The 20,881-nt window shown below is 55.8% G+C and carries 22 protein-coding genes; 5 read left to right on the top strand and 17 right to left on the bottom strand.

Annotation, left to right across the window (positions count from 1 at the left end):
* Window positions 1-49: 49 nt before the first annotated feature.
* Together rho and trxA are read right to left on the bottom strand one after the other, a co-directional pair.
* Window positions 50-1,327, bottom strand: coding sequence for a transcription termination factor Rho (gene rho, locus CJD38_RS10495; RefSeq protein ID WP_107940375.1), 1,278 nt, complete (start codon window positions 1,325-1,327; stop codon window positions 50-52).
* A gap of 308 nt (window positions 1,328-1,635) precedes the next feature.
* Window positions 1,636-1,971: a thioredoxin TrxA gene (trxA, locus tag CJD38_RS10490; RefSeq protein ID WP_107940270.1), complete on the bottom strand. Its 336-nt coding sequence runs from the start codon at window positions 1,969-1,971 to the stop codon at window positions 1,636-1,638.
* 273 nt (window positions 1,972-2,244) lie between these two features.
* Here trxA and CJD38_RS10485 point away from each other — a divergent pair, with 273 nt between their 5' ends.
* Window positions 2,245-3,549 (top strand): DEAD/DEAH box helicase, encoded by a 1,305-nt coding sequence (locus tag CJD38_RS10485; protein ID WP_107940374.1) that lies wholly within the window; start codon window positions 2,245-2,247, stop codon window positions 3,547-3,549.
* Between the two features lie 872 nt (window positions 3,550-4,421).
* Here the strand turns inward: CJD38_RS10485 and cyoE are convergent.
* The 4 genes from cyoE to CJD38_RS10460 are packed head-to-tail and all read right to left on the bottom strand — an operon-like array spanning window position 4,422 to window position 7,764.
* Entirely contained in the window at window positions 4,422-5,303 is an 882-nt protein-coding gene (cyoE, locus tag CJD38_RS10475) for a heme o synthase (protein WP_107940268.1), read from the bottom strand.
* A 5-nt stretch (window positions 5,304-5,308) separates the two neighbouring features.
* Window positions 5,309-6,382 carry a COX15/CtaA family protein gene (locus CJD38_RS10470; protein ID WP_107940267.1) on the bottom strand — a complete coding sequence of 358 codons (1,074 nt, stop codon included), beginning with the start codon at window positions 6,380-6,382 and terminating at the stop codon, window positions 5,309-5,311.
* 58 nt (window positions 6,383-6,440) lie between these two features.
* Complete coding sequence (locus CJD38_RS10465) at window positions 6,441-7,055, bottom strand: SCO family protein (protein ID WP_107940266.1); 615 nt, start codon at window positions 7,053-7,055, stop codon at window positions 6,441-6,443.
* Complete coding sequence (locus CJD38_RS10460) at window positions 7,048-7,764, bottom strand: SURF1 family protein (protein ID WP_107940265.1); 717 nt, start codon at window positions 7,762-7,764, stop codon at window positions 7,048-7,050. Before CJD38_RS10460 ends, CJD38_RS10465 begins: the two co-directional genes overlap by 8 nt.
* 198 nt (window positions 7,765-7,962) lie before the next feature.
* On the opposite strand from CJD38_RS10460, the gene CJD38_RS10455 reads away from it, so the two are divergent.
* Complete coding sequence (locus CJD38_RS10455) at window positions 7,963-8,178, top strand: twin transmembrane helix small protein (RefSeq protein WP_107940264.1); 216 nt, start codon at window positions 7,963-7,965, stop codon at window positions 8,176-8,178.
* A gap of 114 nt (window positions 8,179-8,292) precedes the next feature.
* Here the strand turns inward: CJD38_RS10455 and CJD38_RS10450 are convergent, their stop codons facing one another.
* From CJD38_RS10450 to bioB, 9 genes are all read right to left on the bottom strand, one after another.
* Window positions 8,293-9,186: a cytochrome c oxidase subunit 3 gene (locus CJD38_RS10450; RefSeq protein ID WP_107940263.1), complete on the bottom strand. Its 894-nt coding sequence runs from the start codon at window positions 9,184-9,186 to the stop codon at window positions 8,293-8,295.
* Window positions 9,187-9,228: 42 nt separating this feature from the next.
* Window positions 9,229-9,798: a cytochrome c oxidase assembly protein gene (locus CJD38_RS10445; protein WP_107940262.1), complete on the bottom strand. Its 570-nt coding sequence runs from the start codon at window positions 9,796-9,798 to the stop codon at window positions 9,229-9,231.
* A complete protein-coding gene (locus CJD38_RS18440) occupies window positions 9,798-9,938 on the bottom strand; it encodes a hypothetical protein (RefSeq protein ID WP_161554212.1) in 141 nt (46 codons plus the stop codon). The genes CJD38_RS10445 and CJD38_RS18440 overlap by 1 nt, the downstream gene beginning before the upstream one ends.
* 64 nt (window positions 9,939-10,002) lie before the next feature.
* On the bottom strand, window positions 10,003-11,643 hold the full coding sequence (locus CJD38_RS10440; RefSeq protein ID WP_107940261.1) for a cytochrome c oxidase subunit I: 1,641 nt from the start codon (window positions 11,641-11,643) through the stop codon (window positions 10,003-10,005).
* Window positions 11,644-11,670: 27 nt separating this feature from the next.
* Window positions 11,671-12,882 carry a cytochrome c oxidase subunit II gene (gene coxB, locus CJD38_RS10435; protein WP_240783590.1) on the bottom strand — a complete coding sequence of 404 codons (1,212 nt, stop codon included), beginning with the start codon at window positions 12,880-12,882 and terminating at the stop codon, window positions 11,671-11,673.
* A gap of 351 nt (window positions 12,883-13,233) precedes the next feature.
* On the bottom strand, window positions 13,234-13,899 hold the full coding sequence (gene bioD / locus CJD38_RS10430) for a dethiobiotin synthase (RefSeq protein ID WP_107940260.1): 666 nt from the start codon (window positions 13,897-13,899) through the stop codon (window positions 13,234-13,236).
* Window positions 13,899-14,141, bottom strand: coding sequence for a CBU_0592 family membrane protein (locus CJD38_RS10425; protein WP_107940259.1), 243 nt, complete (start codon window positions 14,139-14,141; stop codon window positions 13,899-13,901). The genes bioD and CJD38_RS10425 overlap by 1 nt, the downstream gene beginning before the upstream one ends.
* Window positions 14,132-15,280, bottom strand: coding sequence for an aminotransferase class I/II-fold pyridoxal phosphate-dependent enzyme (locus CJD38_RS10420; protein WP_240783589.1), 1,149 nt, complete (start codon window positions 15,278-15,280; stop codon window positions 14,132-14,134). Before CJD38_RS10420 ends, CJD38_RS10425 begins: the two co-directional genes overlap by 10 nt.
* A 20-nt stretch (window positions 15,281-15,300) precedes the next feature.
* Window positions 15,301-16,377 carry a biotin synthase BioB gene (gene bioB / locus CJD38_RS10415; RefSeq protein WP_107940372.1) on the bottom strand — a complete coding sequence of 359 codons (1,077 nt, stop codon included), beginning with the start codon at window positions 16,375-16,377 and terminating at the stop codon, window positions 15,301-15,303.
* A gap of 189 nt (window positions 16,378-16,566) precedes the next feature.
* Between bioB and CJD38_RS10410 the strand changes: the two genes are divergently transcribed.
* Entirely contained in the window at window positions 16,567-17,238 is a 672-nt protein-coding gene (locus CJD38_RS10410; protein ID WP_107940257.1) for a ComFC family protein, read from the top strand.
* Here CJD38_RS10410 and CJD38_RS10405 read toward each other — a convergent pair.
* Window positions 17,235-18,095, bottom strand: coding sequence for an alpha/beta hydrolase (locus CJD38_RS10405; protein ID WP_240783595.1), 861 nt, complete (start codon window positions 18,093-18,095; stop codon window positions 17,235-17,237). The two genes, CJD38_RS10410 and CJD38_RS10405, sit on opposite strands and share 4 nt — an antisense overlap.
* 73 nt (window positions 18,096-18,168) lie before the next feature.
* Window positions 18,169-19,035 carry a 4-hydroxybenzoate octaprenyltransferase gene (ubiA, locus tag CJD38_RS10400; RefSeq protein ID WP_107940255.1) on the bottom strand — a complete coding sequence of 289 codons (867 nt, stop codon included), beginning with the start codon at window positions 19,033-19,035 and terminating at the stop codon, window positions 18,169-18,171.
* An 88-nt stretch (window positions 19,036-19,123) separates the two neighbouring features.
* Between ubiA and CJD38_RS10395 the strand changes: the two genes are divergently transcribed.
* Both CJD38_RS10395 and CJD38_RS10390 read left to right on the top strand, forming a co-directional pair.
* Window positions 19,124-19,954 carry a MerR family transcriptional regulator gene (locus CJD38_RS10395; protein WP_107940254.1) on the top strand — a complete coding sequence of 277 codons (831 nt, stop codon included), beginning with the start codon at window positions 19,124-19,126 and terminating at the stop codon, window positions 19,952-19,954.
* A gap of 125 nt (window positions 19,955-20,079) precedes the next feature.
* Entirely contained in the window at window positions 20,080-20,859 is a 780-nt protein-coding gene (locus CJD38_RS10390) for a hypothetical protein (protein ID WP_107940253.1), read from the top strand.
* Window positions 20,860-20,881 lie beyond the last annotated feature (22 nt).

Raw genomic sequence — 20,881 nt, 5'->3', positions numbered from 1 at the left:
AACAAAAAAGCGCGCCATTGGCGCGCTTTTTTATTGAAGCAAATAAACCTTAATTGCGACGCATCGAATCGAAGAAATCGCTGTTGGTCTTGGTCTGCTTCATACGATCCAGCAGCAGTTCCATCGCAGCAAGTTCGTCCATCGAGTGCAGCAGCTTGCGCAGGATCCAAACCTTGTTGAGGTCGCCTGGATTCATCATCAGCTCTTCTTTACGCGTACCGGAGCGGTTGATGTTGATCGCAGGGAAGATGCGCTTTTCAGCAATGCGGCGCTCCAGCTGGAGCTCCATGTTGCCGGTGCCTTTGAACTCTTCGTAAATCACTTCGTCCATCTTGCTGCCGGTCTCAACGAGCGCGGTTGCGATGATGGTGAGTGAGCCGCCTTCTTCGATGTTGCGCGCGGCGCCGAAGAAGCGTTTTGGCTTCTGCAATGCGTTGGCATCAACACCACCCGTCAGCACCTTGCCCGATGAAGGCGCAACGGTGTTGTAGGCGCGTGCAAGACGCGTGATGGAGTCGAGAAGAATAACGACGTCGCGCTTGTGTTCAACAAGGCGCTTGGCTTTTTCGATGACCATTTCGGCCACCTGCACGTGACGCGTTGCAGGTTCGTCGAAGGTCGATGAAATGACTTCGGCGCGCACGCTGCGCTGCATGTCGGTGACTTCTTCTGGACGTTCATCAACCAGCAGGATGATGAGATAAACGTCTGGGTAGTTGGCTGCAATCGATTGAGCGATGTTCTGCATCATGATCGTCTTACCGGCTTTCGGCGGTGACACGATCAGACCACGTTGACCTTTACCAAATGGCGCAACCAAGTCGATCACGCGAGCGGTGATGTCTTCGGTGGTGCCGTTGCCGCGCTCCATCTTGAGCTGCTCATCCGCGAACAGCGGCGTGAGGTTTTCAAACGACACTTTGCGCTTGGAAACTTCTGGCAATTCGTAGTTGATGGTGTCGACTTTCAGCAGCGCGAAATAGCGCTCGTTGTCTTTCGGCGAACGTACGCGGCCGGTGACGGTGTCACCTGTGCGCAAGCTGAAACGGCGAATTTGTGAGGGTGAGATGTAAACGTCATCCGGACCCGCAGCGTAAGAGCTGTCAGCGCCGCGAAGGAAGCCGTAACCGTCCGACATGATTTCCAGAACGCCTTCGGCCTGGATGTGCTCACCGCGACGACCTGCGGCACGGAGCAACTGGAAGACGAGATCATGCTTTTTGACGCGAGCGATGTTCTCAAGACCCAGCGATTCCGCCAGTTCCAACAACTCGGCGGCGGTTTTCTTTTTCAGTTCAGCGATGCGAACCACTTTGGGTGGTTCCATCGACCGCTGTTCGTGCTGCTGGCGCGGTTCGCCGTTGTTGCCATTACCTTCTGCATCGCCGTCGTCAGACATCTGCGGCGGTGGTGGGCGCGGCGCATCCGGGTCAGTGGTCAGTGCTCCGCTGTCTTGGGGCAAGGCCTCCGGATACGCTGCTAGCTCTTCGGCTTCGAGATCGGCGTCTGAAGGCAAGCCTTCGCGCGAGTTCCGATTCTGCTGACCGTTGTTGCCATTGTTGCCGTTTTGGCCGTTACCCTGGCCTCCACGTCCACCATTGTTACGGCCGTTGGGATGACGGCGGCGATGTTTAATCATGCGATATTGAAATGTGGCGTTACAAAAGCGGTGAGCTGAGCCTTATGCACTGCACCAACTTGGGTCGCAGCGATCTGGCCATCTTTGAACAACAAAAGGGTAGGAATACCGCGGATGCCGAACTTGGCTGGCGTGGCGGTGTTTTCGTCAACGTTGAGCTTGACGACTTTGAGCTTGCCAGCAGTTTCGCCAGCAACCTGCTCCAGGATCGGGGCGATCATGCGGCAAGGGCCGCACCATTCTGCCCAAAAATCGACCAGAACCGGCGTAGTGCTCTTGAGCACGTCCTGTTCAAAACTGGCATCGGTTACAGCGCTGATATTTTCACTCATGGGTGGGCCTCGTGGGAGAGTTGATAGCGCGAAGGCACGCGCGTTTGCTGAAGATGGGGCTAAGTCATGCCCAATCAAGCGGGCAAAAATGCACTTAGATGGTTATGATGGCTTGTTCGCGGGGAACTGACGCGGGGCTGTTAAGTCAGGGCTTGATATCGATTAAACGTCGATCAGCGCCATGCAGCCGTTTGTATGGGTGCTATTTCAGCACTAAGTCAATGCCGAATGCAAGCGCCGCCGTTCCTCCCACCTTTTATTATTGTTGAATCCATGCAACCTGCTCATCTTAGTGATACCGCTTTTGCCGATTTACCTCTGCACCCTTCCTTACAGTTAGGACTCCAGAAACTCGGCTACACCAACTGCACGCCGATTCAAGCGCTAACGCTACCGCGCGCGCTCAATGGCGAAGATCTCGCAGGTCAGGCACAAACCGGCACGGGCAAATCTGCCGCTTTCTTGCTCGCCGCAATGAATCATCTGCTGAATACCCCGCGCGCCGAAGGCGCCGACGTAAATCAGCCGCGCGCGATCATGCTCGCACCGACACGTGAACTCGCGATTCAGATTTTCAAAGACGCTGAACAGCTCGGTTCTGAAACCGGCCTGCGCATGTCGGTGGTTTACGGCGGCACTGGCTATGACGCGCAGCGCACATCAATCACCAACGGCCTCGACATTCTGATCGGCACGCCGGGTCGTTTGATTGATTACTTTAAGCAAGACATCTTCAATCTCAAACAGATTGCGGTGCTGGTGTTGGACGAAGCGGATCGCATGTTTGATCTCGGCTTTATTGCCGATATCCGTTATCTGATCCGCAAAATGCCTGCGCCTGCCGCACGCAAAAACTACCTGTTCTCCGCCACGCTGTCGCACCGCGTGTTGGAGCTTGCGTATGAACACATGAACAACCCGACCAAGGTCGAGGTTGAGCCGGACCAAGTCACCGCTGAGCGTGTACGTCAGACATTGGTGCACGTTGCCAACGATGACAAACAGCGCCTGCTGATCGGCCTGCTGCGCCATCACGATCCACTGCGCACGCTCGTGTTCGTCAACATGAAGCGCGATGCCGAACAGGTTGAGAACACGCTCAAGGCCAATGGCTTTGAAGCGGCGACTCTTTCTGGCGACGTTGCGCAAAATAAACGCGAACGTCTGCTGCAGGATTTCAAAGACGGCAAATTGCCGGTGCTCGTTGCGACTGACGTTGCTGCACGTGGGCTGCACATTCCTGCCGTGTCGCACGTCATCAACTATGACTTGCCGCAAGATGCGGAAGATTACGTTCACCGTATTGGTCGTACTGCACGCGCAGGCACGACGGGCGATGCAATTTCATTCTGCTGCGAAACTTATGTGTATTCGTTGCCGGATATCGAGCGTTATATCGGCATGCGCATTCCGGTTGACCACGATGCCAGCGATCTGATGGAGAAGGAAAACTTCGTTCAGGGCGCGCGTCCAGAGCGTCGTCCGCCTAGCGGAGCGCGTCGTGGGGGGCCTGGTGGAGGCCGTCCTGGCGCTGGGCGTCCGGGAGCTGGTCGCGGTGGTCCGCCGCGTAGACGTTAAAAGCTTTTAATCAATCGGCGCTTCGGCGCCGATTTTATGTACAGGATGTACGGTACCTTCGCGGGCGCATGGATGCGCAGGAGCGGAGGTGTTCGCGCTGAGATGCAATCTCTTAAAGTGCAGCACACGCTTCGCGAGGCTACTGTCTGTTGTTCTTTGAGGTGACGTGTTTCGCACGCCGTGCGAGTTACTTTCTTTGCTTGTGCAAAGAAAGTAACCAAAGAAAACACACCCTGCGTACGCGTCGGAACAAAAAACCGTTCCGATTCCCTGTGCTTCTCGTCTTGGCCTGGGTGCGTGACAGGACATCCCTGTCCAGACACGCACGCTTCGGCATCCTGCCTTCGCCCGCGCTATTCGCGCGGCTATTAACCGACCAAGCCTGCGATGCTCGGCGCTGCCGAAGGGGCCCGACATCAAAAGCAAAGCGACTCTTGCTGTGAATGTTGCGGGGATCTCCTCAAAGGCTTGAGCGGTTCTTGAGAACAGTAAAAGTGTTTGCAGCACTTTTGATCACATCAATCACTTCATCACGGCACATTCGCTCGCTAGCTAATGAGATGTACAAGTGGCTTTGCTTTGCCGGGTTCCCTTCGACAACGCCGAGCATCACAGCACTGATCGGATATTGCCGACGCTTTGCGTCGGGCGAGGCAGGAGCCGAGCGAGCGTGCGTGCCAGGCCATGGATGGCCTGTCACGCACCCCGATCAGTGCGAGAAGCGCAGGGAACCGGAACGCTTTTTGTTCCGGCGTAGTCGCAGGGTGCCCTTTCTTTTGGTTACTTTTCTTTGGGCACGCAAAGAAAAGTCACTCGCGCCTCAGCGCGAAAGACGCCGCCGCAAAGAAGAGCAGGCAGTAGCTAAACGGCCGCTAAAAGCGGACGTAATGATCCAGCAACAACAGCGAGAAAATGCCCATCAGATAGACAATCGAATAACCGAACGTCTTCATCGGCAAACCCGGCTTCGGCGCAAACTTGAGCAAGATCGCGTAGTACAAAAAGATCAAACTCAACACCATCGCGCCAACAAAATAAATCAGCCCACTCATGCCAAAAACAAACGGCAGAATGCTCGTGATCAGCAAGAGCACGGTGTAGAGCAAAACCTGCGTACGTGTGTATTCGATTCCGTGTGTAACCGGCAGCATCGGGATATCAACCTTAGCGTATTCATCGCGACGCTCGATGGCGAGCGCCCAGAAATGCGGCGGCGTCCAGATGAAGATGATCAGGAACAACAGCAGTGAATGCGGATCAACCTGCCCTGTTACTGCAACCCAACCGAGCACTGGTGGAACCGCACCAGCCGCACCACCAATCACAATGTTCTGCGGTGTCGCGCGTTTCAGATACAGCGTGTAAATACCGGCGTAGCCAATCAGCGTGAACTGCGTCAGCACAGCGGTGAGCGGATTGACCAAGAACCACAGCACTGCGAAACCAATGAGGCCAATGATGGTTGCGAAGGCAATCGACTCGGTCATGCCGAGCGTGCCCGTTACCAAGGGACGGCCGCAGGTGCGCGCCATGCGTGCGTCAACGTTGCGATCAATGATTTGATTCACCGCAGCAGCCGCAGCAGCTTGCAGCGTGATACCGACCGTGCCCCAGATCAACGCACTCCACGGTGGCATACCGGGCACTGCGAGGAACATACCGATGATCGCGGTGAACACGATCAACATGACTACGCGCGGCTTACACAGCTCGTAATACTCGTGGAGGCGTGAAGCCTGCTTGGGCGTGTCCACTGTTGTCACTGTTGCTCCGCCCTGCGCACAAAGAAGTTGAGCGTCACCATCGTCATCAACAATAGTGCCGCGCCTGCGTTATGCATATCCGCAAGGAACAAAGGCAACTGCAATTTAACGATGGTGATGCCGAGCAATACTTGCAGCACGAGCGCCGCAATGACGACTGCGCCGAGTCGACGCCACAGGGGATGCTTTTGCAGCAGCAGCCAAGCGCCCAGCACCAACAAGGTAATCGTTACGGCGAGTGCGCCGACACGATGGAAATAATGAATGGTCACCCGCGCGCGATTATCGAGCACGCCGCCTTCATAATTAACGCCAAGACCGCGCCACATCGTGAACGCTTCTTTGATGTCGGTTTCAGGCAAGTAACTGCCGTGACAGGTTGGGAAATCTGGACATGCGAGCGCAGCGTAGTTGCTGCTGGTCCAGCCGCCAAGAAAGATTTGCAAAACGACGAGTACGGTTGCGAGCGCAGCGAATCGACGCAATCCACGTGGCGCAACAGCTGACAATACAGCGCTGCCTTTTTCCTGCATCGCGCTCCAAGCATGACGCTCGTTACGCAGTTCGCGATCGGCGCTTGCGGGCGACTCTTCAGGCTTGGCAAACGCGAGAGACAAGCGCAGCCACAGCAACATCGACAAGGTCATTAAACCCATCAACAAGTGCGCGCTGACGGTGAGCGGTTTTACTTTCCACAGCACGGTGAATGCGCCGAGTGCGCCTTGCATTAGTACCGCGCCAACCAGCAACCAGGGCAGCACTCGCGGCACACCTTGTTTGCGCAGGAACACGCTCATCACGGCCAGCAGCACAATCAATGCGCCGAGTGTGGATGCGATGTAACGGTGGAACATTTCTTTCCACGCTTTATGCGCTTCAACTGGCTGCGCGAACTGTTGTTCGGCATGCGCCACTTCATGCGGTGCATCAGGCACGCCAAGATGGCCGTAACAGCCGGGCCAATCAGGGCAGCCAAGACCCGCGTCGGATAAGCGCACATAAGCGCCCACCACGATCACGACGAAACAGAGCGCCAAGGCGAATGAGGTAATGCGGCGGAACCAAAGCATGACGGTGACCGATATGGGGCGGATGCGTTGCGGGCGCGAATTTTAACCGATCATCGGCTTAGCCGATCATTGATAGTTTGAGCAGGCGTTTGATGTCTTTGAGGATCAGCTTGTAGTCGTCCTTGCTGGACGGATACACCATGAACCAGTTGCCCAGTGGATCGATCAGGTACAGGGCATTGGGATCCGTCGGCTTGAATACGTCCGCTGCACGGCTACCAGCAGCGCCGCTATCGACCAGATACTCCAGATCAGGCTGCTCGCTACCAAACTGGGTTTTCGCAGCCTGCAGCGCGTTAGCGTCGGCCGTGATGTAGACGCGCTTTACGCGTGAGCGCTCGTTGGCCAGCAGCAGGCGAATCTGACGAACCATGATGACGCGCGCAACGCAGGCGTTGTCGCAGCTTGCACCGGCCATATAGACCACGCTCCAGTGGCCTTTGAACAGCGTCTCGCTCTGCGCTTTGCCATCTACGTCGGTAAAGGTCATCGCCGGCAGCGCGTGCACGGGCACCACCAATACACCGTAGTTGGTGGTGTTCTTGGGGCGGAATTCAGGCCAGACGAAATACAGCGCATACGCCGTAAACAGCGGCACAAAGAACAGCGCAGCGAGCAATAGAAACGGGCCGCGGCCGGGCGTAGCAGGACGATTAGCAGTTGGTTCAGTCATGAGATCGTTTCAGGTTCAGCTTGATGAAGAAGGCAATGAGCGTTAACGCCAGCGCGTACCACTGCGCAGCGTAACCATAGTGACGGGAAGGCGGAAAGCCATTGTCGAAATTCCATTCACGGACAAAGCCGCCTTCGACGTTGGCATCGAGCAACACATCGCCATTGAGTACGGCTTCGCCGAGCGTACAGCGCAGCTCAGCGACATTTGGATAATTCACGATCTGCGGAAAACGAGTGGCCTTCTCGCAAGCGGGCTGGCCCAAGCGCATGCCGGGTTCAGGCAGCGCGTGCCAATAGCCACTGATTTGTTGCTCGCCCTGCGGTGCAGCTGGCGATGGCGGTTGATCGCGCGTGCCGCTTTGCGGAATCCAGCCGCGGTTGACCAGCAGCAAGGTGCCGTCTGCCAAGCGCAGCGGCGTTAGCACTTCATAGCCTGGGCGCTTTTGATTGGATTGGTTGTCGAGCAAGAGCTGGCGTTGATCTTCAAAGTGTCCGCGCAATTGCACATGCACCGGCTGCTTGGTTGCAGGCTGATGCGGGTCGAATGCGACTGCCGCCTGCTCTCCCGCGCTGGCGTACTGCGCCAGCATCGCGGCTCGGTCTTGTCCGCGATGTAACTGCCAGGTTCCCAGCGACACCAGCAAAGCCAGCCCAGGCACCATGCCCAGCACAGCCCATAGCGGCGGTCGAAATTGCCGGCGGGCCATTAGCGCAGCCACCCGCAGGCCATGATTCGGCCCTGCAGATTGTGAGTTAATGACATTTTATTTAAATATTGCACAATCAATTAAAACAGCATCGTTTCCATTAAATCGATCTGCCCGCTTGGAGCCGTAGGCATCACACAAGTTCAGTTCAAACCATCATCGGGCTATCATCGCTGCCCGCCTGACACTGTGACGCCCATGCTTACCAAAATTGTCGTGATCGCCTTACTTCTCGCGGTCCTCGCCACCTTATTCAGCAGCGTCTTCTTTCTAGTGAAGGACGAAAGCAGCAAGCGTCGCACGCTGATGCTGCTCAAGCTGCGCGTGGCCTTGTCGGTCACCTTGGTCATCTTTGTGGTCGTGGCCTACAGCATGGGCTGGATTCATCCGCACGCTGCGCCTTCAATGCACTGAACCTTAAATGACAATGTGTCGCTCCTGCGCATCCTGCGCCCGCGACATTCGGGCATCCTGCCCATCAAAAAAGGGCGGCCATTGGCCGCCCTTTTTATTTTCTTGCGCGTTGTTTTACAGCCAGTAAACAACGATAAACAAACCGAGCCATACCACGTCCACAAAGTGCCAGTACCAAGCCACGCCTTCAAAGCCGAAGTGGCTGTCTGGTTTGAAGTGGCCTTTCATCAGGCGCATCGTGATCACGGCGAGCATGATCGTACCGAGCGTCACGTGCATGCCGTGGAAGCCGGTAAGCATGAAGAACGTGGAGCCGTAGATGCCCGATCCGAGCGTCAGGTTCAGTTCGGTGTAAGCGTGAATATATTCTTCAGCCTGGAAGAACAAGAAGCCAGCGCCAAGAGCAACCGTTGCCCACATCCACAGAATGCATGCGGTGCGCTTGCCTTCTTTCAGCGCGTGGTGCGCCATGGTGATGGTGACGCCGGAGGTCAGCAGGATGATGGTGTTAACCAAAGGCACATCGAATGCAGGAATGGTTTTGAAGCTGCCACCGAGTGCTGCTGGACCGTTGGAAGGCCAAACATTTTCGAAGCCCGGCCACAGGAACACGTTGGTCGATTCTTTGGCGCCGATACCAGCGAGCCAAGGCAGCGACAGTTCGCGTGCATAGAACAGTGCGCCGAAGAATGCAGCGAAGAACATGACTTCCGAGAAGATGAACCAGCTCATGCCCCAACGGTAGGTGCGATCAACCTGCGCGCTGTACATGCCGCCTTCGCTCTCGCGTGCAATGCCGCGGAACCAGAGATAGATCACGGAGATCGCCAGCACAAAACCACCGATGATCAGCGGCTGAGTCGGAATCGCGCGTTCTTCAAGGAAAGCGCCAAAGCCATAAACAATGGCGACCAGCGCTATTGTCAGCATGAACGGCCAAGCGCTAGGCGCCGGCACGAAATAGCGTGGATTATCGGAGTGGGCAGGAGCCGCAGCGTGGTTCGCCATTTTTATCCCTCTTTAAATCTGATTTAACTTAATTTTTTTAGCTTAACTGCGAGGCTTGGTAGCGCTTTGCGCGGCCAGATGCGTCGCATCGAAAAACGTGTACGACAACGTTACCGTATCAATCGATTTCGGCAACGCCGGGTCCAACATAAACTTCACCGGCATATGTTTTTCTTCACCGGCCTTGAAGGGCTGTTGGTTAAAGCAAAAACATTCCGTCTTTCTCAGATGTGGCGCCGCAGATCCTGGTGCAATGTTCGGCACCGCCTGCGCTACCAAATCCATGTTCTGCGTGTTCTTGGCGTAGAAATTCACTGTGTACAACTGGCCCGGATGCACTTTGATGCTCGGCTGCTCAGCTGAAAACTTCCACAGCGGACTTCCATTCACCGTTGTTACAAATTCCACTGTCACCGTGCGGCTGGTATCAACAACACCGGCTTGCACCTGACTTGCTTCAACCTTCATACGACCGTTAACACCGGTCGCTTCACAAATTGCTGTGTACAACGGTCCGAGCAAAAAGCCGAACCCAAACATGCCAGCGACCAACAGAAGCAGTCGCGATAAATGCTGACGCTTCTCTTGCTGCTGGTTGCCCTCGTCAGTCATTAGCGGTGGCTAACGGACCAAAAAAAGGCACCGAGAATTCCCAGAACAATCGCGAGATGAACCAGCGCGACAATGACATTGCGCTTAGCCAATTCCGGAGTCATTACCGTCTTGGCGCCCTGCTTTACTGATGTCGTCATGTGTCTGTCTCTACTCAAATGCCCTGCGCCACGTTAGCAGCGCAGGGACATGATTGAAGTCGGATTAATGCTTGGCGTCGTGATGCACGCTGAGTTCAGCATCCGGCAGCGGATACTGATCTTCAAACGTGTGGTACGGCGCTGGTGAAGGCACGATCCACTCGAAGCCCTTGGCACCTTCCCAAACACGATCAGGCAGATTGCGCTGACGGCCAAACCAGCCGTAGCAGCTACCGAGCATGTTGAAGATGAAGATGAACTGAGCAAGGAAGAAACCGAATGCACCGACGGTCGACAGCACGTTCATGTCGGTGAACTGCACGGCGTAATCCGGAACGCGACGCTGCATGCCTGCCAGACCCGCGAAGTGCTGCGGGAAGAAGGTCAGGTTGATGAAGATTGCAGACAGCCAGAAGTGCCACTTGCCAGCGCTTTCGCTGTACATGCGGCCAGTCCATTTCGGGATCCAGTAGTACACAGCGGCGATGATCGAGAACACAGCGCCCGGCACCAGCACGTAGTGGAAGTGAGCGACAACAAAGTAGGTGTCCTGATACTGGAAGTCGACAGGTGTGAGCGCGAGCATCACGCCTGAGAAACCGCCGATGGTGAAGAGGAACACGAACGCGATGGCGAACAGCATCGGCGTTTCGAAAGTCATCGAACCGCGCCACATCGTGGCCATCCAGTTGCAGACCTTCACGCCCGTAGGCACGGCGATCAGCATGGTGGCGAACATGAAGAACAGTTCAGCAGCCAGCGGCATGCCGACGGTGAACATGTGGTGCGCCCAAACGATGAACGAGAGGAATGCGATCGACGCGGTGGCGTACACCATCGAGTCGTAACCGAACAAGGTCTTGCGAGCGAAGGTCGGGATGATCGTGCTGACAATACCGAACGCCGGCAGAATCATGATGTAAACCTCGGGGTGGCCGAAGAACCAGAAGATGTGCTGGAACATCACCGGGTCACCACCACCTGCAGCCGAGAAGAAGCTGGTGTGGAAGTACTTGTCGGTCAGCAACATCGTCACGGCGCCGGCGAGCACTGGCATCACTGCGATCAGCAGGTACGCGGTGATCAGCCAGGTCCAGACGAACAGCGGCATCTTCAGCAGCGACATGCCGGGCGCGCGCATGTTCAGAATCGTCACAACGACGTTAATCGCGCCGGTGATCGAGGAGATACCCATCAAGTGAACTGCGAAGATCAACAGCGGGAATGCATCGCCCGTTTGCAGAACCAAGGGCGGATACATCGTCCAGCCACCCGCAGGCGCGCCGCCTGGGAGAAACAGGGTCGAGATCAGCATGGTGAAGGCGAACGGCAGCAGCCAGAAGCCCCAGTTGTTAACGCGAGGCAGCGCCAGATCTGAACAGCCGATCATCATGGGCACCATCCAGTTCGCAAGGCCAACGAAGCCCGGCATAACGCCGCCGAAGATCATCACCAGCGCGTGCATGGTGGTCATCTGGTTGAACAGTTCTGGATCAACGAACTGCAGGCCCGGGTGGAACAGTTCAGCGCGGATCACCAGCGACATCAAGCCGCCGATGAAGAACATGGTGAACGAGAAGAACAGGTACAAGGTACCCAGATCTTTATGGTTGGTGGTCTTGATCCAACGCATGATGCCCTTATCGGGGCCGTGCGCGTGATCGTCGTGTCCGTGATCTGCGTGATCGTGGTGAGCGTGAGCCATGGCTACTCCTAAACCTTACTGTTCTTTTTACTTACGTGCGGCAGCGACGGCTTCAGCCGTAACAACGCTACCCTTATTGCCCCACGACGTGCGCACATAGCTGGCTACGGCGGCGATATCTTGATCGCTGAGCTGCTTGAACGGAGGCATCAAGTTTTTACCATTTAGCACCTGCTTGATGACGCCTTCAGCCGGGCCATTGGCAACCTTGTCGCCCTTGAGTGCTGGGAAGTTAGGTGGCAGACCTGCGCCAGTAGCCTGATGGCAGGCCGCGCAATTTGCGGTGTAAACCTTTTCGCCAGCTGCAACCAGTTCATCCTTGCTCAGCTCTTTAGCAGCAGCTGGAGCAGCGACTGGAAGAGCGGCTTCGGCTGCTGGAGCAGCGACCGGTGCAGCAGCGGCTGGAGCGACTTCAACGCCAGCGCCTTTCTTCTTACCTTCGAGCCAAGTTTTGTACTCGGCTTCTGAAACTGCGCGAACAACAATCGGCATGAAGCCGTGATCGCGACCGCAAAGTTCAGCGCAAACGCCACGGTAGGTACCGGGGACGTCAATCTTGGTCCAGACTTCGTTCACGTAGCCAGGGATGGCGTCTTTCTTAATCGCCAGTGCAGGTACCCACCACGCGTGAATCACGTCGTTGGCGGTGATGACGAAACGAATTTTCTTGCCAACCGGCAGAACCAGTTCGTTGTCGACGTCGACCAGATAGTTAGGAACGGTGTTGACGTCGATGCCGGAACCCAGCTGACGTGCAACGTTGGATTCCTGTGAGAGCGTGGAATAGAAGCTCACGCCTTCGCCGAGATATTCGTACTGCCATTTCCACTGGAAGCCAGTGACCTTGACGGTGAGCTCGGAGTTACGCGTGTCTTCCATCTTGATCAGCGTACCGGCGGCAGGAATCGCCAGACCGATCAGGATGACGAAAGGAATCGCCGTCCAGATGATTTCGACGAGCGTCGATTCATGGAAATCAGCCGGCTTCGGATGCTTCGAGCGACGGTGATTGATGATCGAGTAGATGATCGCGCCAAACACGATGAAGCCGATGACACAGCAGACGTAGAACGCTGCCATGTGCAATTTGTAGACCTCATGGCTGATCGCAGTTACGCCCTGCGTCATGTTCCACTTTTCGCCAGTAAAGGCTACTGCCTCACTCGCGAGGGACCACAACGTCATCAATGCGGCGCTACGCGCCAACCATCCCCGAAGTCCACTTTTGCTCAACATCATGCATCTCCCAATGGCACTCTGCGGCGGGCTTAACACCCGCAAAAACCCGCGCGCCACGCGGGCCTCGACAATAATTCTTTAATACGCGACAGCTGCGCCGCGTCTCTCCCCAGCCCATATTTGGTGCTGGCCAGATCCGTCGTTGATTACTTCACAACGCCAAACCCGCAGCAACACCCCACCCGTATAGTTCTAGCCGCGCCTCAAGAGTTGGGCACTGTTATTCATCAGAACGGGTAAGGGGGATGCCCTTGGCGGGCTTTCCAGCGGCGGAATTGTAGTGCAGCCCACCCTACAGGCGCAAAGCAATTCATTTGCATTAACGCCCAAATGAGAACTGTTTTCATTAAGTTACGGCTGTAGTCGCACCTTCAGCGCATCAATATTCAGCTGCACCGCACCACCATAAGCCACCACTCCTAACAAAGGCGCAGCGATTCTGGCTCGCAAGTCATCAATGTTCTGCTCAAGGTTAGGCATATCGGCTGACAAAACATTGGCCACCCACCCCACCAAATGCCCGCGCCGCGCAATCGCCTCTGCAGACAGCAAGGCGTGATTGATACAACCCAAGCGCATCCCGACAACCAGTACGACCGGCCATTGGCGCTGCCCCGCCCAATCACCAAATGTCAGCTCGTCATTGAGTGGCACCAAAAATCCACCCGCGCCCTCCACCACAATCCAGTCGTACTGCGCTGCAAGTTCATCGTGCGCTTGATTGAGCAGCGTGAGATTGAGATTAACGCCAACTTCCTTCGCGGCAAGATGCGGCGCAATCGCCGGCACAAACGCGTAAGGATTGATGCAGCCGTAAGCTTCGTTGGTTTGCGCTGCTGCTTGTAGCGCCAACGCATCTTCATTGCGCAAACCCTCAGGCGTTTTTTCGCAGCCTGAAGCCACCGGCTTGTAACCGCAGACGCTTGAGCCCTGCTCGCGCAATTGCTGCAACAGCCCGCAACTAATTCTGGTTTTACCGACGCCGGTATCCGTGCCAGTGACAAAAATCGTTGGCATCAGTGCGTCACCGCTTTGCGTTTAATCAAACCGTAGATGCTCACGAGCGTCCACACACTTTCCATCAACAGGAAGCCCCACTGTTGTTCGATATACGCCACGGCTGTCAGCGTCAAAGCGCCGATGACGTTACAGACGAGATAGCGCAAATCCTGCGCGCTCCACTTGCCCTGAAGCTGCAAAGTAAAAGCCACCAGAATCAACGCTGCGCCTGCAAGCGAAATAATTTGGATCAAGTGCATATAGCTTTCCATCCATCTGCCAAGTGAGACAACAAGGTGTCCACCTGTGCTTCTGTGTGTGCCGCACTAAACGTGATGCGCAAACGCGCGGTGCCCTGCGGGACTGTCGGCGGACGAATCGCTGCCACCCACAAACCGCGCTGCATTAAAAATTGCGACAGTTGCAGCGCACGCGCTTCACTGCCAACAACCAGCGGCTGAATCGCACTCTGCGAATTCGACAAGGGCAAACCCAACTGCTGCGCACCTGCGCGATAACGCTGCACCAGTCGCTGCAAATGTTGTTGCCGTTGCGGCTCAGCCACCACGATGCGCAAAGCCTCACGCGCAGCAGCGGCAATTGCAGGTGGCGTTGCGGTGGAGAAAACCCAACTACGCGCACGCTGAATCAGAAACTCGATCAACGTTTCACTGCCCGCGACAAATGCGCCAGAGCAGCCCAACGATTTACCCAAAGTCGCGACATACACCGGCACGTCATTAACCGATGGTTTCCAATCGGTGACGCCAAAGCCATGCGCGTCATCGACCATCAGTGTCGCGCCATGCTGCTGCGTCGTTGCGATGAGATCGGAGAGCGGCGCCAAATCACCATCCATGCTGAAGATACTGTCCGTCGCGACTAAAGATTGACCGGCATGTGGCTTTGCGAGTTCTTGCGCAAACGCTGGTGCATCCGCATGTGCAATACGCACATAGCGCGCGCCACTCAAACGTCCGCCATCAATCAACGAAGCGTGATTCAACTCATCTGCGAGCAAGCGATCTTCCTTGCCCAACAGCGCACGCAGCGCGCCGAGATTGGCGGCCCAGCCGGTTGAGAACAACAAAACACGTGGGCGATTCAAGTACGCCGCCAACGCTTCTTCCAATAACTTGTGTTCGCGGTTGTAGCCCGACACCAAGGAAGCGGCACCGCTACCAGTGCCTGTGAGCGCTAATGATTTGCGCGCAGCTTCTGCAACGCGCGAATCCGAGGCTAGCCCCAAATAATCATTACTACAAAAATTAATGCAGGGTTTGCCATCGACCGTGATCGCAACACCATGGGCGCCATCAACCGCGCGACGCACACGATAAAGCTGCGCCTCGCGGATACGCTCAAGCTCCGCGCCGAGTCGCTGATCGAGCGTCGACACGTGTGACGCGGGCGCAGACATTAATCGTTACAGCAGGCAGCCTGCTGATGAGGCGCTTCAGCCATCACAGGTGGCGGGCAGCAAGCATCAGCCTGTGAATGGTCATGCGTGTGCGTTGCGGGTCCGTGAACATTGCCGGGCTTACCGCCTTCAGTCTGAATACCGAGACGTGCGAGCAGCGCGCGATCTTTTTCGTTCTGCGGATTGTGCGTGGTGAGTAGTTTGTCGCCGTAGAAAATTGAGTTGGCGCCTGCAAAGAAACACAGCGCCTGCATCTCGTCCGTCATTTCTGTGCGGCCTGCGGACAAACGTACCTGCGTCTTCGGCATGATGATGCGAGCAACCGCAATCGTGCGAACGAATTCAATCGGGTTCAATTCTTCTGCGCCTTGCAGCGGCGTGCCCGAAACCTGCACGAGGTTGTTGATAGGCACGCTATCCGGATGCGCAGGCAACGTTGCGAGCTGACGCAGCAATTCAGCGCGATCAGTTTCCTGTTCGCCCATGCCGACAATGCCGCCGCAGCAGGTTTTCATGCCGGCCTTGCGCACGTTCTCAAGCGTGTTGAGACGATCTTCATACGTGCGCGTGGTGATGATCTTGCCGTAGAACTCTGGCGAGGTATCGAGGTTGTGGTTGTAGTAATCGAGGCCGGCATCAGCGAGACGCTGCGCCTGATTTTCTTTGAGCATGCCCAGTGTCATACAGCTTTCCATGCCGAGCGATTTCACTTCACGCACCATCGCTTCGATTTTGTCGAGATCGCGATCTTTCGGCGCGCGCCATGCAGCGCCCATGCAGAAGCGCGTCGCGCCATTAGCCTTGGCTTCGCGCGCCGCTTCAACGACGGCTTCGAGTTCCATCAGCGGCTCTTTCTTCAAGCCGGTTTCAAAGCGGACGGACTGCGGGCAGTACGAGCAATCTTCCGGACAAGCGCCAGTCTTGATCGACAGCAAGGTCGAGAGCTGCACCGTGTTTGGCTTGTGGTGTTCGCGGTGCAGGGTGTGCGCCTGGAACAGCAAGTCATTAAAAGGCAGATCAAACAGGGCCTGCACTTCATCGCGGGTCCAATCGTTACGGATGGAGCTGGTGGTCATCGAAATCATCTCTATATATAAGGTGCCGCTTCGTGAATATTTTGTGATTAATTGTTTATCTTTAATTAAATAGACAAATAATAAACACTGAAATAGCTCACAAAAAGACGGCAGCGGCTACGGCACTATCGGTTCATTAGCTCACAGTTTTGCCAGTCCACCGCTCTATGTCAACTCAAAAACAAATTCATGGTTGACAACTTTTGGCCCGCGCGCCGCTGCGTCTACTGTGGCGGCCTATCCTCAAAGATCGCGCTATGCGAGGGCTGTGCGGCCAGCCTTCCGTGGATTGACGAGGCTTGCCCCGGCTGCGCTCGGCCGCAAAACTTCAAAGCGCTGTGCTCAAGCTGCCTGAAAAAGCCGCGCCCGTTTGATGCGGCTTGGGCGGCATTCCGGCTTGATGCGCCAGTGCAGCAAGCGATCCATGATGTGAAATATCACGCCGGATTTCTGCAGGCACGCCTGCTTGGGGAATTGATGGCGCAAAAACTCGGGCGGCGCGCACTGCCGCTGCCGGAACTTGTGATTCCGGTACCACTGCATCGAAATCGCCTGATGCTGCGCGGCTACAACCAGTCACTGGAAATCGCACAGAGCTTCACGCGTACACTGGCACTCAAGATTGATGCAAACGCAGCCAAGCGCATACGCGCGACACCCGATCAAATTGGTTTGAGCGCCGCGCAACGCCGACGCAATCTGCATAACGCTTTTACAGTGGATGCGCGCGTCGCTGGAAAACACATTGCTCTGCTTGATGATGTGATGACGACGGGGACAACGCTGGCCGAATTGGCGCGCGCTGCACGCAAGGCTGGCGCAGTGCGGATTGAAGCGTGGGCGCTCGCGCGAGTGCCTTAGCGCAATCGCCGGATCAGAAAGTCCACGCCGGCATCAGTCGCGCCGCGATTGAAATACGCACCGATGTGTCCAACACCGTGGACGATATACAGCTCCACCGGCACGCCCACACGCTCCAATTCATCACGCATGCGCGTAGCGTTAATCTCAGCCACTATCCAATCAATACTGCCGTGATAGAGAAACGTCGGCGGGTCATCCGCTGATACGAAAGCGATGGGCGACGCCTTACGATAAGGCTCCGGCAATTCCGCGATGGGTTTGCCGATGTATTGGCGAATGAGTTTGCTGTCCGCACCTTTGCGCAGATCCACCGGCGTGCCGCCTGCCACCACCGCCTGCACGCGCGTGCCTTCTACAAAATTCGGATCGCCGGGGCTCAATGCGCCCAATAGCGCGGCCAACTGAGCGCCAGCAGAGTAGCCCCAAACCGCGAGACGCTGCGTATCAATCTTTTGATTTTTGGCCTGCGCATGCATCCACAACATGGCCTGCTGAACATCCTGCAATTGCGCAGGGAAAATGTGGGCTGGCGCGAGTCGGTAGTCGATATTCACCGCGACAAAACCCTGCTCGGCGAGTCGTTTGCAGATGTGCTCCATCTCATAACGCGAACCACGCGCCCAACCACCACCGTGTACCACCAGCACCGCAGGAAAAGGACCGGCACCGCGCGGCGTATATACATCGGCTTGCTGCGCGACGGCCCAATCCTTCGGCGTGTAGATAATATTTTTCTGCACATCGAAAGCTTTGGCTGGCGACAAGGGCTGAATATTTTCAGGCCCGCCGCTATGCGTCACTGCGCAGCCGCTGGAAGCCGCTGCCCACAATGCTGCCCAAGACCAGAAAAACATTTTGCGCACGCGCTTCTCGCTTCTGAATGCCTGGCCAGAATTACGTTTGGCAATGGGCATTGGATGCGTAGGCTTAGAAACTCAAATCAAGCAGCAGGCCGATAAAGATCGCCGCGCCAAAATAATTGTTGTTGAGGAAAGCGCGGAAGCAGGCCTGCGGGTCACGATCACGCGTGATCCATTGCTGATAGGCCGCCAACCAAGCTGCAACAGCTATGCCAGCAAAATAGATCGTGCCCAGCTCAGCATTCAGGCCAAGCTGAATCAGCAGCAACAACGAAGTCGCATGCAGCAACGCAACAATCAATCGGTCATGGCGACCAAACAAAATCGCCGAAGATTTCACGCCAATTTTCAGATCATCTTCACGATCGACCATTGCATAGAGCGTGTCGTAAGCGACCACCCAGCAAACATTGGCAATCACCAAGGGCAGCACGATGGCCCATGGCACTTGATGTTGGATCGCTGAAAACGCCATCGGGATGCCGGCAGAAAACGCCAGCCCCAGATACGCCTGCGGAATGCTGATCCAGCGTTTCATGAAGGGATAACTGCCGGCCAATATCGCAGCCGGAATGCCGAGCAAAATCGTTGGCACGTCTTTGAGCGAAGTCAGCAGCCCGAAAGCAATCAAAGACAGCACCACAAACAGGCGCACCGCCTCTTCTGGCGTTACGCGTCCAGACGCCACCGGGCGATCTTTGGTACGCGCCACATGCGGATCGAAATCACGATCTGCAAAATCGTTGATCGCACAGCCGGCCGAGCGCATCAGCACGGTGCCGAGCACAAACACCAGCAACACATGCGGCGACGGAAACCCACCTGCCGCAATCCATAGCGCCCAAAGCGTCGGCCACAGCAGCAGAAAAATGCCGATGGGACGATGCATGCGGGTCAGCTGCCAGTAGTCGTTCAGTTTTTCTCGGTACGTCATGTGCGTATTAGACGCGATTCTGATGACCGCCGGAATACCGCAACATTCGGGGGAAGAAGTCGGCACCTGACCGCGCTATTATCGAGACATGAAAAAGACCAGCCGCCCCTCGGCCGCCAAGCCGGCCAAGAAAACTGCACGCAGTAGCAAGGCCAATACAGACCGCAAGGAATACTCGATTGACGAGTTCGCGCGCGTTGGCGACAGCACGGTGCGCAATGTGCGCGCGTATCAGGATCGCGGACTTTTACCGCCGCCAGAACGCCGTGGTCGCTCGGGCATTTACACCGAAGCGCATCTGGCGCGTCTGCGCCTGATTGGTCAGTTGCTCAACCGCGGCTACACGCTTGGCAATATTGGCGAGCTGATTAATGCTTGGGAGAAGGGTCAGGATCTGCGTGATCTGCTCGGCCTTGAACGCGCGCTCACCACGCCATGGGCCGAAGAATTACCCGCCTACTTCTCGATGGCCGAACTGCTGAAGATGTTCGGAAAATCCGCCACGCCAGAAGCGATTCGCAAAGCACTAGAACTCGAAGTGTTGCAAATGGAAGGCCTGCGTTTACGCGCGCCGCGTCCGCAATTCATACATGCCGGCGTGCAGCTGGTGCAGATGGGCATTCCACTCACCGAGCTACTCGACATCGTTCGTATGCTGCGCGGCAATGTGGAACGTGTGGCGAATGAACTGGTGCAGCTGATCGTCAAACATGTTTTTGCGCCGTACAGCAAAGGCGACCTGCCGCCCGCAAAAGAAGTGCCCAAACTCGCTGACAGCGTTTGGAAACTGCGCCCGCTAGCTGACATGGCTGTAGAAACCGAAGTGGCGCGTGCGATGGATAAAGCCATCAACCAATACCTCGGTGATTTGCTCGGCCATATGTTTGAGCACCTGCATGAGAAGCCAAGCAAGAAGTAAGGCTCAGAATCACTGGGCCAGTCCGACCTGACTCCTTATTGGTATTTCCAGTTTCTAATACGCAGAAATTGTGTGTCGTTGATTATTAAATCCAAACTCGCGGTAAATCCTTGAGGAAGAGTGTGATGCTGAATTTTCGATTGCTTATTGCATCCGTTGTAATGGCCATCGCCTCGCCAGCCGTTGCCGATATCCCACTCAAGGACTACAAACTCATAAAGAGTGATCCAGCCAGCGCGCAGATAATCAGCAACTACTTCACCGGATTCGCTAGGGGCCTACAGTGGTCTAACGGATATCTGCAGTCTCAAGGCGGCAAGCTAATGTTCTGTATGCCGCCAACGATCAAACTGGATGCCGACATCATTCACGGCATTCTTGATCGTGAAATTGCGGCCCGGCAGTACGCGGAAACGATGCCCGTCGAAGCCATCGTGCTGAAGGGATTCGTGAATCAGTATCCCTGCACTTCGGCGAACTCTGGCAACGTGAATGCGGCGCCGGAAAAAGTCACTCGCCCTGCGAAGAAATCTCTTTGCAATATGGATGACTTCAATGCCCGAGTGAAGGCAGTCCAAGATCGGTCGACGACAGAGGAAGCCGCCAACCAGAAGGCCTACCAGGCGCATGTGGATTACCTTGCGGGGTCAAAACGCTGGACAGCAAAGCAGAAGGCCGACTACGAGGCGCAGATGCTAAGTCGATTTGATCTGAAGTGGGAGAGCGATGCCAAAGTTAAAGGTCTAAATGGCCTGATGGAATCGGCGATTCGCCTAGAGTCAGCTACAGCTGAACAATGCGGAACGATCATAAGCGAGACTATCGCCAAACTAGAATCACTCCAGGCCATTAATAACGAAGCGTGGAAACGTGCGATCGCCAAGGTTGATTCAGACCAGCCTTGATCGAAAACACGAAAAGACAGCC

The organism is Stenotrophobium rhamnosiphilum, from assembly GCF_003052265.1.
GTDB classification, from domain to species: Bacteria; Pseudomonadota; Gammaproteobacteria; order Nevskiales; family Nevskiaceae; genus Stenotrophobium; species Stenotrophobium rhamnosiphilum.
Note: the sequence above shows the minus strand (reverse complement) of the source record. Positions and strands in the feature narration are given on the sequence as shown.